This window comes from Nonomuraea sp. NPDC003804, assembly GCF_040610675.1.
GTDB lineage: Bacteria > Actinomycetota > Actinomycetes > Streptosporangiales > Streptosporangiaceae > Nonomuraea.
On record NZ_JBEXMT010000020.1, the window covers coordinates 173,044 to 187,783 of the forward strand.

14 protein-coding genes and 1 tRNA gene are annotated in these 14,740 nt (G+C 71.4%); 6 read left to right on the top strand and 9 right to left on the bottom strand.

From position 1 onward, the window contains the following. Positions 1-228: a ferredoxin gene (locus tag ABZX22_RS26720; RefSeq protein WP_354913804.1), complete on the top strand. Its 228-nt coding sequence runs from the start codon at positions 1-3 to the stop codon at positions 226-228. Here the strand turns inward: ABZX22_RS26720 and ABZX22_RS26725 are convergent. Genes ABZX22_RS26725 through ABZX22_RS26740 form a run of 4 tightly spaced genes read right to left on the bottom strand, consistent with a single transcriptional unit; the run spans position 225 to position 5,473 of the window. Then, positions 225-914, bottom strand: coding sequence for a hypothetical protein (locus tag ABZX22_RS26725; RefSeq protein WP_354913806.1), 690 nt, complete (start codon positions 912-914; stop codon positions 225-227). The two genes, ABZX22_RS26720 and ABZX22_RS26725, sit on opposite strands and share 4 nt — an antisense overlap. 13 nt (positions 915-927) lie before the next feature. After that, entirely contained in the window at positions 928-2,253 is a 1,326-nt protein-coding gene (locus tag ABZX22_RS26730; protein WP_354913808.1) for a hypothetical protein, read from the bottom strand. Further along, a complete protein-coding gene (gene pelF / locus ABZX22_RS26735) occupies positions 2,250-3,623 on the bottom strand; it encodes a GT4 family glycosyltransferase PelF (RefSeq protein ID WP_354913809.1) in 1,374 nt (457 codons plus the stop codon). The genes ABZX22_RS26730 and pelF overlap by 4 nt, the downstream gene beginning before the upstream one ends. Next, positions 3,620-5,473, bottom strand: coding sequence for a hypothetical protein (locus ABZX22_RS26740; protein WP_354913811.1), 1,854 nt, complete (start codon positions 5,471-5,473; stop codon positions 3,620-3,622). Before ABZX22_RS26740 ends, pelF begins: the two co-directional genes overlap by 4 nt. A 667-nt stretch (positions 5,474-6,140) precedes the next feature. On the opposite strand from ABZX22_RS26740, the gene ABZX22_RS26745 reads away from it, so the two are divergent. Continuing rightward, positions 6,141-6,962: an AfsR/SARP family transcriptional regulator gene (locus ABZX22_RS26745; RefSeq protein ID WP_354913813.1), complete on the top strand. Its 822-nt coding sequence runs from the start codon at positions 6,141-6,143 to the stop codon at positions 6,960-6,962. Positions 6,963-6,966: 4 nt separating this feature from the next. Here the strand turns inward: ABZX22_RS26745 and ABZX22_RS26750 are convergent. Next, a tRNA-Met gene (locus ABZX22_RS26750) sits at positions 6,967-7,039 on the bottom strand. Positions 7,040-7,224: 185 nt separating this feature from the next. Between ABZX22_RS26750 and ABZX22_RS26755 the strand changes: the two genes are divergently transcribed. Both ABZX22_RS26755 and ABZX22_RS26760 read left to right on the top strand, forming a co-directional pair. Beyond that, a complete protein-coding gene (locus ABZX22_RS26755) occupies positions 7,225-7,773 on the top strand; it encodes an NADAR family protein (RefSeq protein ID WP_354913815.1) in 549 nt (182 codons plus the stop codon). Between the two features lie 255 nt (positions 7,774-8,028). Continuing rightward, positions 8,029-8,460, top strand: a complete 432-nt coding sequence (locus tag ABZX22_RS26760; protein ID WP_354913817.1) for a GNAT family N-acetyltransferase — start codon at positions 8,029-8,031, stop codon at positions 8,458-8,460. 168 nt (positions 8,461-8,628) lie between these two features. Here the strand turns inward: ABZX22_RS26760 and ABZX22_RS26765 are convergent, their stop codons facing one another. Further along, the gene (locus ABZX22_RS26765) at positions 8,629-9,138 is read right to left on the bottom strand and encodes a hypothetical protein (RefSeq protein ID WP_354913819.1); all 510 of its coding nucleotides are present in this window, start codon (positions 9,136-9,138) and stop codon (positions 8,629-8,631) included. A gap of 118 nt (positions 9,139-9,256) precedes the next feature. Then, a complete protein-coding gene (locus tag ABZX22_RS26770) occupies positions 9,257-10,309 on the bottom strand; it encodes a glycoside hydrolase family 19 protein (protein ID WP_354913821.1) in 1,053 nt (350 codons plus the stop codon). A gap of 188 nt (positions 10,310-10,497) precedes the next feature. Between ABZX22_RS26770 and ABZX22_RS26775 the strand changes: the two genes are divergently transcribed. Continuing rightward, a complete protein-coding gene (locus tag ABZX22_RS26775; RefSeq protein ID WP_354913823.1) occupies positions 10,498-12,258 on the top strand; it encodes an alpha/beta hydrolase in 1,761 nt (586 codons plus the stop codon). A gap of 7 nt (positions 12,259-12,265) precedes the next feature. Beyond that, complete coding sequence (locus ABZX22_RS26780; protein WP_354913824.1) at positions 12,266-12,850, top strand: hypothetical protein; 585 nt, start codon at positions 12,266-12,268, stop codon at positions 12,848-12,850. A 37-nt stretch (positions 12,851-12,887) separates the two neighbouring features. Here ABZX22_RS26780 and ABZX22_RS26785 read toward each other — a convergent pair whose 3' ends face one another. Next, the gene (locus tag ABZX22_RS26785) at positions 12,888-13,583 is read right to left on the bottom strand and encodes a DUF429 domain-containing protein (protein WP_354913826.1); all 696 of its coding nucleotides are present in this window, start codon (positions 13,581-13,583) and stop codon (positions 12,888-12,890) included. A 96-nt stretch (positions 13,584-13,679) separates the two neighbouring features. Then, positions 13,680-14,090 (bottom strand): DUF4259 domain-containing protein, encoded by a 411-nt coding sequence (locus ABZX22_RS26790; protein ID WP_354913827.1) that lies wholly within the window; start codon positions 14,088-14,090, stop codon positions 13,680-13,682. Positions 14,091-14,740 lie beyond the last annotated feature (650 nt).

Genomic DNA, 14,740 nt, shown 5'->3' on the forward strand with positions numbered 1-14,740 from the left:
ATGCGGATCGACGTGGACAGGGAGCGCTGCTGCGGAGCGGGCATGTGCGCGCTCACCGTCGAGACGGTGTTCGACCAGAACGAGGACGACGGCCGGGTGATCCTGCTCGAACCGGTGCCGCCGCCGGAACACGAGGCCGCCGTCCGCAGGGCGGCGACCCTCTGCCCGTCGGGGGCGATCACGCTCACCCCGGCCGGACAGCCCGCTCGGGCGGCGAACCCGGGCTAGGCGCGCGACAGGACGCGGTCGCTGACGAAGCAGAGCATGCCGTACTCCGTGGCCCGCCGGTGGGCGAAGTCGGCCAGCTCGTCGGTGTCGGCGTAGTCCAGCGCGTACAGGTCGAGGTCGTGCTCCAGGAGCCGTTCGGCCACCGCGGCGTGCACCTCCAGCACGTCGTCGGGCCACGGCGCGTAGGAGTGCTCGTCGACCCAGCGCGCGGAGAACGACTCGAACAGGATGCCGTCGACCAGCTCGGCCATCCGGGGCAGCAGCCCGAAGCCCCGGTTGGCCAGCAGGTAGTCGGGCCCTGCCTCCTGCCTGATCGCCGCGATGAGGGCGAGCAGGTGCGGCAGGTCCTCGGGGTAGGTCTGCTCCAGGTTGAGCGTGTCGAGGAACAGCCCGGTGAAGCCGGTCGCGATCGCCGCCTTGGCCTGGTCGACCACGTGGGCGACCCAGCTCGGATCGCCCACGTGGACGAACGCGCCGCCCCAGTCCGGGTTGCGCTCGGGCCGCTGCCACGGCGCGGGCGGCCCGACGTCCTCCGACAGCGACAGGTAGCCGAGCGTGTGCACGCCCTGGCGCTTCAGCACGTCGAGCTGCGCCGCGCCGTAGAAGCCGGTCTGCAGGACGACCTTGTCGTAGCCGGCGAGCCGGTCGAGCCGGCCGTCGCCGTAGTAGAAGCAGATGGGTTTCACGGGCGCTCCCTTTTCATCGGTAGTGCCAGACGTCCCCGAGGCCGCGCGACATGAGGGCCAGCAGGGCGGACAGGAACAGCAGGCAGGCCGCGAGGAACAGCAGCACGTCGGCGAGCACGTTCCCGGGCAGCAGCAGGCCCAGGCCGGGGTGCAGCAGCAGCGCGGCGCCCTGGGCCAGGCAGAGTTCGGTCAGCCTGCCCTGGTTGGCCAGCAGGAAGGCCACGAAGTAGGCGCCGCCGAGCAGCACGTGCGCCGCGGCCATCACCACGACCGGCAGGCTCACCTGTGTGAAGGCCACCGGCACCGCGGTGAGGACGGCCAGCGCCGCCAGGCACGTACCGAGCCCGCGCGCCAGCAGCCGGTGGCCCTGGGCGGTGAACTCGGCCGGATAGCAGACCTGCCTGATCACGCGGCGCACCGCCCACTCGAACCGATGGGCCCGCCACTCCAGCACGCCCATCCCCAGCACGAGGCCCGCCCCGGTGATCGCCAGGTCGGGCCTGGCCACGACGTAGGCGGCCTCGGCCTGGAGCAGAAAGGCGGCGGTCAGCCCGCTGTAGAGGGCCGCGACGCCGAGCTCCCCGTCGAGGCGCGGCCGGCCGTCCGCCCGCGACGGCCTGGTCAGCAGGACGGCGGCGCACGCGACGGCCCCGATCGACACCGCGCCCAGCGCCACCGCCATCAGCGCCACCGGCGGATGACCCACGGCCACGTAGAGGACCCCCGCTCCCGTGGCGGGCAGCATGAGGACGGCCAGCAGGCCCTCGCGGCGGTGGAACAGCAGGATCCCCGAGCCGATCTGGAACGTCAGCTGCGCGACGGCCACCAGGACGATCGCGGCGGGCCCGTCCCACAGCGTCGCCGTACCGCCCGCGAGGACCACGCCGGCGGCCAGCCCCCAGCGCAGCGTCCTGGCGGCCGAGCCCGGCGAGCCGCGCCCGGTCAGCCCGTAGGCCATCCGCGACAGCACCGAGCCGAGCACCCAGCCGATCCCCGTCGTGACGACCAGTCCGGGCATCAGCCAGCGGACGCCGACCAGCGCGCTCACCGCGGGCAGCAGGGCGGCGGGCATCGCGTAGAGCGGACCGTGCACGAGAGACCGCCACGCCGCGACGGGGAAGGCGGGCGCCGCGGGCTCGGGCTCGTCCCTGCTCAGCCGGGCGTACACGGCCTCGGCCAGCGCGAAGACGTCCGGATGGCCGTAGCGCTCCCGCGCCACCTTGTCGTTGAGGCCCTCCGACTCCAGCGCGGCGGCCACCTGCAGAGGCTCCACCGCCTGGGAGAGGCGGGGGCGCAGGTGCTCGACCAGCTCGTCGAGCGGCGCGATGATGATCTTCATGCCACGACTTCCCGGTAGACGCCGCGGTAGTCGGCCAGCGACTGCCGCAGCGTGAACCTGTCCATGACGCGCAGCCGGGCCAGCGCGCCGAGCCTGCGCCTGAGCGGCCCGTCGGTCAGCAGCGTGAGCGCCGCCTCGGCCACGGCCAGGTGGTCGCGTGGCGCGACGACGAGGCCCGCGTCCGCCACCGCCTCGGCCACCCCGCCCACGTTCGTGCACACCACCGGCCTGCCGCAGGCCATCGCCTCCACCACGGTGTAGGGGAAGCCCTCGGAGATGCTGGTCAGCGCCACCACGTGGCCGGCGTGGTAGGCCTCAAGCGGCAGCGTGACCCGGCCCTCGAAGACGACCGACGCCCCCAGGCCGAGCTCCTCGACCAGCGACACGCAGCCGGCGTGGTACGACTCGTTGCCCTCCGGCACCCCGCCGAAGATCCGTAAGCGCGCCTCGGGCAGCTTGTCGCGGACGACGGCGAAGGCGCGGATCAGCGTGTGGATGTCCTTGAGCGGGTCGATCCGGCCCATGAACACCAGCGTGGGCCGGTCGGGCTCGCCCGCGGCGACGGGGAAGTCGGCCGGGTCGACGCCGTTGTACATCACCCTGATCCGCTCGTGGTCGGCGCCGCCCCTGAGCTGCCAGCGCTTGTTGTAGGAGGAGTGCGGGGCGATCCGGTCGGCGATCGCGTACGACGCGCCGGCCAGGCGCCTGAAGAAGCTCAGCAGCAGCACCCGCACCGCGTGCGAGGCGGGCTCCGTGAGGTACTGCAGGTACCGCTCCCGCAGGTACACGCCGTGCTCGGACAGCACGATCGGCGTGCCGTACCGCCACTTGGCGGCCATCGCGACGAGCATCGACAGCCCGTTCATCGCCACGTGCGTCAGGTCGGAGCGGGCGGGCGGCTCGGTGAGCGGGCGGAGCATGTGGCCGAGCAGGTGGGCCGCGGTGATGGCGTCGGCCAGGTTGATGCCGTCCATGCGGTGGCCGTACCAGCGATCCATCAGCAGGGTGAGCGCCCGCGAGCCGGTCAGCGCGCCGAGCAGGTCCTCGCAGCCGGACAGCTCGCGCAGGACCACGAGGAACGCCCGGCTGCCCTCCCCCATCACCGCGGGCGTGAGGATGAGCCGCAGGAACTCCTCGTACGCCGGGGGCACCGGCGCGGGCCGCCTTGCCTGCGGGCGCCACAGCGGCACCGCGGTCACCTTGTCCAGATTGCTCGGCCTGTCCCACATCGGACGTTCCGCCCCGTCCACGGTGAGCGTCACGACGTCCCAGCGGTAGTCCGGCATGCCGCGGATGAGCTGGTCCATCCAGACGCTCACACCCCCCATGGCGAACGGGTAGGTGCCCTCGGAGACGAGCGTCACCCTCACGGGCGCACGCTCGCGGGAACCGTCACCGGCGCGCCCGGCGTGAGCGTGATCCGCGCGATCCTGTCGGTCCCGTACGGCATGGCGTTCGCGCCCGCGTTGGTCGCGAACACCGCTCCCGCCGCGGAGGAGGTGAAGGTGACCGTCGCCGCCTGCCTGTCGAACACGGCGTCCACCTGCTGGAGCGCGGCGAAGTGGGCGGTGCGCGCCTCGACGTGGCCGGCCAGCTCGGCCCAGGTCGGGGTGAGCACGGGCACCTTGTAGTAGCCCCTGTACTTCGTCATCACCGCGTTGAGCCAGTCGAAGACGAGGTTGGGCGTGCCTCTCAGGTTGCCCTGGTGGAAGGTGTGCGTGTAGACCGAGCCGGACATGACGTGCTGGAGCGCGACGTCGCTCTCATGTCCCACGATCTGGGTGTAGGTCTGGTTCGTCGGCCAGTAGGGGAACCTGCCGTTCGGGCCGTAGTAGGAGTTGTAGAACACGGTCTGCTCGGCGGGGGTCGTCACGTGGTAGGCCACGTTGGTCGGCCAGTCCGGCACGACCAGCAGCGACGGCTCGAGCGGGTGACGGGTCCCGCAGTTGAAGCAGGCCGGCCGGTGACTGGCGAACGACATGTTGCCGTGCAGGTACTTCACCCCCGCCGCCTTGGCCGCCTGGAGCAGGGCGGGGTTGGAGGCGGCCAGGCCGTGGTCGGTGGGCGGGTCGATGTCGTTGGCCGGGTCGGGATGGTAGACGCCGAGACCGGAGTACTCACCCGTCTTCAGCACGGTCCTGTCGACGGCCAGCCCCAGCTGCTGGGCCCTGGTGAGGTTGTCGACGATCTCCTTGTAGCTGGTCTGGTAGTCGGTGGTGTTCATCTTCGGGTGGCTGAAGGTGTGGTTGATCCACGAGAACGCGCTCGCCCTGCACCTGGAGTAGCTGGTCAGCGGGTCGGGGCTGAGCAGGGTGAGGATGCACGTCTTGGGCGCGTTCGGGTTGGCGCCCTCGCCGTTGTAGGCCACGTTGAGCCGGAAGCCCGCCGCGAGCGAGTGGGCGGTGCGGAAGTTCTGCTGCTGGTTGTAGGTACCGTCGGCGTCGTTGCGGCTGATCCTGAAGCCGGGGTCGTCGTCGACCGTCCCGTCGGTCCGCAGGTGCGAGGTGTGCGAGAACCAGTCGTCCACGTCGACGTTGAGGTAGTGGCGGCGCTCGCCCAGCATCACGCCGCGGGTCGCCCAGCGCAGCAGGCCGTAGGTGAGCAGGTCGGCCTGCGGCAGGTACTGGTTCGAGGTGAACGTCAGCGCCATCCGCTCGCGGCCGTCGGCCGAGGTGCTCCGGACCCCCACGACGTCGCTGCCGACCGTGAGGATGGGCTCGGCCTGGCAGCCCTGCCCGATCACGGCGCGGTAGACGTAGGACTGGCTGATCGGGACCGTGCCCTTGAGATCGTCGAAGACGGCCGCGCCGGCCGGCGTGAGCGTGGCGGTCACGGGGGTCGCGCCGACCCCGCCCTCGCTGCCCGGTCGCAGGCAGTAGTCCTCGGGGAAGGCGCCGTAGGCGGTGTACAGCGAGACCTGCCTGACCTGGAAGTCGCGCTCGTAGGCCCACAGCGCGTTCCACTCGCCGGCGTCGAGCCCGCTGACGAGCCCGCCGCCGTCGTCGTACAGCAGCGCGTTGTTGGTGAGCAGGACCGCGTCGTACCTGCCGGTGCCGTCCTCCCTGACCAGCGCGGGCAGCGGCTGCGACCGGCTCTCCACCACGTCGTACGGCATGCCGACCCGGTCGAGGACCGCCTTCCAGGTGGCCAGGCCGAAGTCGTCGCCGTCGACGCCGACGACCAGCGCCCTGAGCGCCACCTTCCCGCTCGCCGCGACCACCAGCGCCCTGGCGGTGTCCTCGACCTCGATGGCGCTCGTGGGCGCCTTGGGAAGCGGGCGCGCCCTGCCCGGCCGGGGGCGGTCGACGTCGGCACGAAGGGGTGCGGCGTGAGCGTGCGGCTGCGGAGCGGACGGCTGCTGCGCCGGTGACGGCTGCGGGGACTGCTGTGCCGGTGACGGCTGCGGGGACTGCTCCCCTGATGACGGCTGCGGGGATGCGGACGGCTGCTGTGCCCCGAACGGCTGCGGGGAAACGGACGGCTGCGGGGACAGGGTGGCGCTCGCGGGGCGGGGTGCGGTGGTCGAGGAGGTGAGGTGGGCAAGGTGGGCGGGGCGGGGTGCGGGGTGGGATGCCGGGTGGGATGCCGGGTGGGATGCGGGGTGGGATGCCGGGTGGGATGCGGGGCGGGATGCGGGGCGGGATGCGGGGCGGGATGCGGGGCGGGATGCGGGGCGGGATGCGGGGTGGGATGCGGCGGTCGACGGGGTGGGCAGGGCGGCGACGAGGCCGACCGCGACCGGCACTAACCAGGCCTTTTTCATGACATTCCCTCTCTTTGTGGGTTTAAAGCCCGCGAGGCCGGTGACTTCTCGCTTGAGTGTGGGTTCAGCGGATTTCTCTTCGGTTTCTCCTTCATTTCTCGATCCGCGCTTCTATCCTCCCTTCGTGGAAAAGCTCTTGAGCGCCATGGAATTTCGCATTCTGGGGGCGCTTGATGTCATCAAGGACGATCGCCCCTTACCGGTCAGGTCCGGCAAACAGCAGGCCCTGCTGGCCCTCCTGCTGTGCCAGGCGGGCAGGGTCGTCCACAGCGACGTGCTGATCGAATCGCTGTGGGGTCACGAGGCCGGCGACCACGGCGTCCGGCGCCTCCGGCTCCACCTGCACCGGCTACGGCGCACCCTCGGGGCCGCCGACGCCATCGTCCACCGCGTCCAGGGCTACGCCCTCGACATCCCGCCCGCCGCCCTCGACGCCCGCCGTTTCGAGACCCTGGCCCACCAGGGCAGGCAGGCGCTGGCGGCGGGCCGGGTCACCCAGGCCAGCGAGCTGCTGCACGCCGCGCTGTCGCTGTGGCGCGGGCCCGCCCTGTCGGGCCTCGACGATCTGCCGCCGCTCCACCAGGAGGCGACCAGGCTCAACGAGGAACGCCTCGCCGCGCTGGGCGACTGCATGGACGCCGACCTGCGCCTGCGCCGCCACGCCGACCTCATCGGCAGGCTGTCGGTCCTGGTGGATGAGCACCCGCTGCAGGAGCGCTTCCGCGGGCAGCTCATGCTCGCCCTCTACCGTGCCGGACGCCAGGCCGAAGCGCTGGAGGTCTACCGCGCCGGCAGGCACATCCTCGCCCGCGACCTCGGCCTCGAACCCGGCGCGGAACTGCGCCGGCTCGAGCTCGCCATCCTCACCAGCGACGCCTCGCTGTCGCCGTGCGCGCCGCGGCCGGTCCACGCCCGGCGCCGCCGTACCCGCTGCCCGCACTGCTGATCTGTAGCGGGTGCGGGAATCGAACCCGCCTGGTGCGGCTTATGAAACCGCCGGGCACACCAGCACCCTCACCCGCTCGGACATTTCCATACGGCTCGCGCACCGATGTCCTGATGTCGCGCGCGAGCCTTTTCCGCACTCGGCGGACGTTCACGGAGAAAGCATCCCGGGGTTCGCGAATTGCCGGCAACTCCTTTTTCTCGTGGCCGGTGTCCGGGATATCAGGTGGCGCCCCCTTCGCCCGTTGTGGCACGGTGTGGAGGTGCTCCCCCGTACCCTCGACGCGGCCATCGCCGCGGAACAGGCCGGCCAGCCCCTTCGCCACCTGTACTTCTGGGGCCACCAGCCGGCCCGCGACGGCGACGTCGGCACCGGCTGCCTCAGCCAGTGGTGGCCCGTCACCTTCACCGAGGACGGCCACACGTTCGCCTCCGCCGAGCACTACATGATGGCGCACAAGGCATGGCTGTTCGGCGACGACGCCGCCGCGGCGGCCGTCCTGTCCGCGGACCACCCGGGTGAGGCCAAGAAGCTCGGCCGGACCGTCAGGGGTTTCGACGAGGAGACGTGGAAGGCGCACCGGTTCGACATCGTCGTGCGCGGCTCGATCGCCAAGTTCGGCGGGGACGCCGCACTGAAGGAGTTCCTGCTCGGCACCTCCGGACGCGTGCTGGTCGAGGCCAGCCCGTACGACAGGATCTGGGGCATCGGGCTGACCGCCGACGACCCCAGAGCCGCCACCCCCTCGACCTGGCAGGGGCTGAACCTGCTCGGGTTCGCCCTCATGACCGCCCGGGACACGCTGGCATGACCGGAACCATCAGGGCGCTTACATGACCGCTCACCACCACCACGACGTCCGCACGACAGCTCACGACCGCCACGACGCCCGCACGACAGCTCACGACCGCCACGGCGCCCGCACGACAGCTCATGACACCAGGGCGCCCGCGTGGGCCAGGATTCCTGACCGCCCGGGAGACGCTCCCATGACGGCCGCGGCCCGTGGCCGCTCGGAGGCTCTCACATGACGGCCGGGAGTCAGGACCGCCCGGAAGGCGTTCCCGTGACCGTCAGGCGGGCGTCCGCGGTGGACGCCGGTCGGATCGCCGACGTCTTCCTGGCCGCCCGAGCCGGGATGGCCTACCTGCCGCGGTTGCACACCGACGAGGAGACTCGCCGGTGGATCACCGGCGTGGTCCTCCCCTCGCACGAGGTGTGGGTGGCCTGCGACGACGGCGGACGCGTCGTCGGATTCGCCGCACTGCGCGAGGAGTGGCTCGAACACCTCTACGTCGCACCCTCCGAGCAGAACGCAGGAGTCGGCAGCGTGCTCCTCGCGCGAGCCAAGCAGGTCAGGACCGCGCTCGACCTGCACGTCTTCCAGGCGAACGGCGATGCGATCCGCTTCTACGAGCGCCACGGGTTCAGCCTGCTCGCGACGGGCGACGACAACGAGGAAGGCCTTCCCGACGCCCACTACCGGTGGACGGCCTGACACTTCCCCGTGGGCTGCCTGCCAACGGCCGCCGGACGGCTCGACACTCCCTTCCTCGTGCCCGCCACCCCCGCCCTTCCTCGTGCCCGCCACCCCCGCGCCCGTCACGCCACCGTCACGCCACTGGACGGCCCCGACACTTCCTTCCCGTGCCTGCAATCCCGCCCGTCACGCCGCTGGACGGCCCGACACCGGCGGTCGCCTTCCGATGGCGGGCCTGATGCCGGCGGCCGTCGCTGCCAGCTCCTCCCGGGCGAAACGCGCACCGTCGATCCTCACGACGACCGCGACACCCGGCTCGACCAGCCGGTGGACGGTGTCGCCGAGGTCACCCTCCAGGTAATCCGCAAGGAAGCCACGCAGGGCCCGGGGTGTCGACAGCCGCTCGCCCCTGAGAACCAGCACCCGCAAATCCACCCGGAAACCGCCGCCGTCCAGCCGCCGCTCCCACACCCGCGCGGCGAAACGGACGTCCTCCCACTCGTAGGAGAAGTCCGACACCCGATCGCCGACTCCGCGCGGCACATGACCGATCTCGAACCCGTCGAGCGGCCCACCGGCCAGCGCCAACACCATCAGCAACGTCGCGATCACCCACGGTCCATGCCCGCCGTCCACCGCGCCGACACCCCACGCGCTGGGGAACAGGGGAGCATGCACCTGCCTGCCGTACCTCACCGACGCCTCCCCCAGGGGACCAGGGGAGCATGCGCCCGAAGGCCGTACCCCGCCGGCGCCTCCCCCTCGCCGGTTCGGGAGGCGGTCTCCGAACCGTGGAGGCGCCGGCGGTGATCGGTCAGCAGCTCAGGTTGCCGCCGGCCGGCACGCCCAGGATCTGGGTGAAGCGCTGGTAGGCGTTGATCCGGCTCTGCACCTGCGCAGGGTTGCCGCCGTTGCACTCCAGGCTGCCGTTGATGCTGCGGATGGTCTCGCCGAAGCCGTACCCGTTGACCATGGCGTTGTGGGCGGTCATCGTGCCGGGGCCGTTCTGCGTCATCCAGTACCACAGCGCGGTCTTCCACGACACGGACGACTCCCGCTCGACCCGCCACGGGTCCTGCAGCAGGTTGAGTCCGAGCGCGTCGCCCGCCGCCTTGTAGTTGAAGTTCCAGCTCAGCTGGATCGGACCGCGACCGTAGTAGGCGGCCTGCCCGGCGGGGCACCCGTAGGGCTTGGCCGCGTCGCAGTAGTGCGGGTAGTTGGCGGTGTTCTGCTCCACGATGTGGACGAGCCCGCCGGTCTCGTGGTTGACGTTGGCCAGGAAGGCGGCCGCCTCCTGCTTGCGCACCGTGTCGCTGCCGGTCGCGGCGAAGGCGGGGAAGGCGCTCATGGCGCTGGTCAGCCCGCTGTAGCTGTAGAAGGAGTTGCGGCTGGGGAACATCTGGCCGAACTGCGCCTCGGTCACGACGAATCCCGATGACGGCGGGTCGGTCGGGGTCGTCCCGCCGCAGGTGTAGGGCTCCCAGTACCAGGTGCTGATCGTCGGGTCGTAGCCGGGGTTGTCGTGCTCGGCGCGGTAGTACCTGCCGTCGGTGTAGCGCACGATGCTGCCGGCCGGGTACCACTGCCCGGCGACCCAGTTCGGGTGGTTGCACGTGGACGGCGGCGGGGTGCTCCCGCCGCCACCGCAGGCGCCCTGGTCGGCCCACACCTCGGCGGTGCCGGGCGTCTCGTTCTGGGTCCACCATCTGGCCGACCAGTTGCGGCCGGCGTGGGAGACGGCCGTGCCCCCGTGGTAGACGGCCGACGAGCTCCACGCGGCGGCGCAGTCGGCGGCGGCCGCCGACGCCGTCGGAAGGACGGCGGTGAGCGCGGCGGCCAGCAGCGCGACGGCGGCCAGTGGCGCCATGATCCGTAGCCTGAGCACCTGACGACCCACTTTCTTACAAGAAAGTTTCCTAAGGGTTGGCGCGATCGTAGAGGCGCGGCACCTCCTTGACAAGGCCCAATTCCGGCAGTCAGGACAGCCGTCCCAAACCGGGGTGAGCCGACGATCACCTGAGCGCCCGCCGTACCGCCTGCCATCCTGGCCGGATCATGGTGGACCACGCAGCGGCGTCCGACGCCCTCCGACGAGTGACGGCCCTGGCCGCCGACCACCACACCGCCCTCGACGCCGCGGCCCGCCTCATGCAGGCCCATGCCTGGGTCGGCGGCGGCGCGCCGTCCTTCACCGCCGACCTCGCCCGGCACCGCGCCACCCTCCAGGCCGCGCTGCAGAGCGCCCTCGACTCCCTCGCCCACCTCGTCGTACGGCAAGGCGGCCCCCCACCGGCAATTCCCGCCCTCAGCACGCGGGTGACGACGATGACCGCGACCCCCGGCGGCTTCCAGGGCATCGACCCGAACGCGATGACCGCCCTCCTGTCCACCCTCGACCACGGCAGCCACACCCTGGCCACCGCCGGCACCCGCCTGTCGGCCGAGCTGTCGGCCCACGGACTGTCACCCCTGCCAGGCCACACGATCGGCCAGGTCGCCGCCTGGGCCGCCACCCAGACGGCCGACCTGCGCCGCCGCCTCACCCGCATCCGGCAGACCGTCCCCGGCCCCGCCCTATCGGCGGGCGTCACGGCCTACGACCTGTTCGGCGCGCACGCCACCGACCCCCTCGGCTCCGGAGCCCTCCTCACCCGCATCGCCGCAGGAGAGCAGGAGGCGCTCGCCGGACTGCTCGCCGTACAGCGCCGCGGACAGGACCCCGGCCTCGCCGCCCGCGTGAACGCCTGGTGGCAGACCCTCACCCCCGACCTGCGCCGGCGACTGACCGGCCTGGCCGGCGCCGGACTGCTCAACGGGCTCCCCGCGACCGTCCGCGACCAGTCCAACCGGCGGTGGCTGACCACCGAGAAGGCACGGCTGACCCGCGAACTCGCCGCCAAGACCGCCGAGCTCGCCCGCCTCAACCAGCCCGCCCTCCTCGGCGACTGGGAACGCACCGCCAACCAGCTGCGCCGCCTCGAACTCGTCGAGCACGCCCTGCGCCCCGTCCCCGGACACCCGGCCCCGCTTTTCCTGGCCTTCGACCTGACCGGACAGGGCCGGCTCGTCGTCTCCTGGGGCGACCCCGACACCGCCGACACGACGGTGACCTCCGTCTCCGGCCTCACCTCAGGCCTGGACGGCGCCCTCGGCGACCTGGACCGCTCCCGCGCCCTCTGGAGCCAGGCGTCCAGGACGAGCGGCGACCACACCATCGCCTCCATCACGTGGCTCGGCTACGACGCACCCCAGATCGACCCCGGCCTCTTCGACGCCGCGAAGTCCGTCGCCCTCGACAACGCGGCGATCAACGGCGCGCCAGCCCTCGCGTCCTTCACCGACGGCCTGCGCGCCTCTCACACCCCCTCGGGTACGGCACGCTCCGTCGTCGTCGGCCACAGCTACGGCTCCCTCACGACCGGACACGCCGCCCGGCTCCGGCCCGGACGTTTCGCCGACGAGCTCATCTTCGTCGGCAGCCCCGGCGTCGGCGTGGACCACGCGGCACAGCTCGGCGTCAAGCCCGAACACGTCTGGGTCGGCGAAGCGGGCAACGACCCGGTCGCCATCCTGGGACGTTTCGGCACCGACCCGGGAGAGGCGAGCTTCGGCGCCCGACGCTTCCCGGTCGGCCGCGTCCCCTACACCGCCGCCCACAGCTGCTACTGGGACCAGGACTCCGTCTCGCTGATCAATATGGGTCACATCATCAACGGGGACTACGACAAGGTCATCAGCCCCGAGCCGCTCCACGGCCAGGCTCAACTCCTCATGCCCGAAGTCGCACCCGACGTGACGCTCAAACTGAACAGGTGAAATCGCCATGCACCGTGTATTTTCCGCGGCTCTGATTCTCCTTCTGTCAGCATGCACAGCGAAAGAGCCAACGCTCACCCAGGCACGCGCCGTCGCGCGCGTCGATCAGCTCATCCACGACACCGCCTCGGTCCTCGTCCCCCGGCCACGGCTGGAACTCATCGAGCACTCAATGCCACCCGCCATGTGCCTGCATGAAGGCGGATCAGCCGAACAAGTGGTGATCAACCGCGCCTACTGGCTCCGAGGTGTACCCGCGCGTGAAAACATGAACATCTCGCGCCAGGTACGCGCCCATTGGCAGGCACAGGGACACCGCATCACGGCCTCGGGCGGCCCGGGCAACCCGACTTTGAGTGGTGAATCCTCTCCAGACCATTTCCTGCTCGCCCTGGTCTGGGCCAAAGGTGACCACTTGTACCTGGCCTCGACCTCCCCATGCGTCTGGCCAGACAACTCACCGGCAGGTGAGGCGCCACCCAACGCGACGAACAACCTCCCATCACCGGGCCCGGCCGTTCTCGCCGAGGGAACCTCGATCGGTCGAAAGCCGTTGACCGAGTGCAATCCCCCGTCTTTGATGGGCCTTTGAATCGTGCTCGTGGGAGGTGCTCGGCGAGTGGCAGGGTTCAGACCCAGATCGCGCAGGCTACGCCATCGCTGAAGGTTTGCGGTGGGTCGGGCATGGAGCGGGCGTGGCCGGCGGCGACGCGCCGCGCGGTCCAGGCGACGGCCGCCGCGTCGAGGATGTCGTCGACGCCCGCCATCGCGCCCGCCGTACCGAGTTGCCGGGGAACGGCGATGCCGGCGCCCTCCAGGAGCGCGTACCGGCGTTCCGCGCCCGCCCAGGTCGTCTTGCGGACCTGCAGCGGAGCCCCTGCGAGCTCGGCGAAGCAGACCTCGGGATGGACCTCGACGACCCTGAAGCTCGTCTCGCGTACCCACCGGTCGGCCTGCAGCAGCTTCTCCTTGAGCGCGTACGCCTGCCGGGAGATGCCTTCACCCGCCAGTTCCTGGTTGACCAGCGCTGCCGCGCCGTAGTCGGCGGTTTCCAGCGCGGCCCGCGTCGGCGTCATGAACACCGACGCCCAGCGCGGGCCCAGCGCCCGCCGCGCCAGGACATCGGCCTCGCGCCGGCCTCGATCGGGCAGGCCGATCGGCATGTCGACGGCGACGACGTCGAGCTCACCGTCCTTCGCCGCCAGGGAGACGAGTTCGCCGAGCTCCGTCGCGAAGTAGGCGGCCACGGCTCCGGCGCCGACGGCGATGCCGACCCAGCCCCGCCTGCACCCGTCGACCCCGAGCACCCGCTTGTCATCGTCCATGACGTCATGCTCCTTCCCTACGAGCGGATGGAACACGAGCACAGGGAACGCCGAGAACGCGGTGTCGCGCCGGCAGGGGGCAGGCACGCGTGGCGATCAGGTCACCAGGTCCGTGCGGAGTTGTGCGATCACCGCCGTGGCCTGGGAGAAGGCACCCGACTCCGCCCACAGCTCCCGCCACTCCGAGTCCTCCGCGACCACCCGGTCCAGCGCCGCCACGGCCAACGCCACGAGCTCGTCGTCGATCGCCACGCTGCCGCCCTCGACCAGGAAGTCCGGCGCGTAGGGCGAGGTGATCGGTGTTCCCGACCGCTGGGAGGCGACGATGGCGGCGGCCGCGATCGCCTCTCCTGCCTCGTCGCTGTCCAGGTAGTCGTCCTGACCGGCTACGGCGGCCAGCGTCTTCCGGATCAGCAGCGGGCGCTGCTCAGCGACCGCGTCCTGGAGGCCACCGCACCAGTCGGCGGCCGTGTCGTTGTCGAACGGACCGATGTCCCACGTTCCCATGCCGAGATTTCTACGGCACAGCACCGACAGATTTCCCCGGGGAGCGCGGCGAGAACCGGCCGGGGTCGACGCCTCACCCCCGAAGCCTCACCCACGAAACCCCACTCGAAGCCTCACCCACGAAACCGTACCGGCGGGAGGGGTACGGCGGTGGGGACTGCGGGAGTCGGCCTGCCATGCCGACCGGACCGGGGCGTTCACCCGCATGTGGGAACTCCACCAAGGCAAGCCCACCCTGATCAAGCGCCTCGACGACGCCGGATGCCACCGACCGCACCGCCGGATCCGTGCAAGGAAGCGGGCCGCCCTGCGTCCGGCGACGCAGGGCGCACGGAGAAGCGGGCCGATCCACGTCTGGTGACGTAGGTCGCGCGGAGAAGCGGGCCGATCCACGTCTGGTAGTGCATGCTGCGCGGCTGAGACCGTCCTGCTGTCTCCGCCGGGCGCCTGGCGACCGGTTGGCGACCCCCGCCGGTCTGCCGGCGCCGCCCACGCCGAGTCCGATGATCACCGTGCCACGATCCGCCTGAAACCGCCCGAAAGACGTCCGTGAGGTGTCAAGTTCCGGTACCCGGGTGACGGTGTAGTTCCGGTAGGTGCGTGACAGACCGGCCGTGTACGGGCTCCGGGCTCGCGGAAATGGGCGGCGC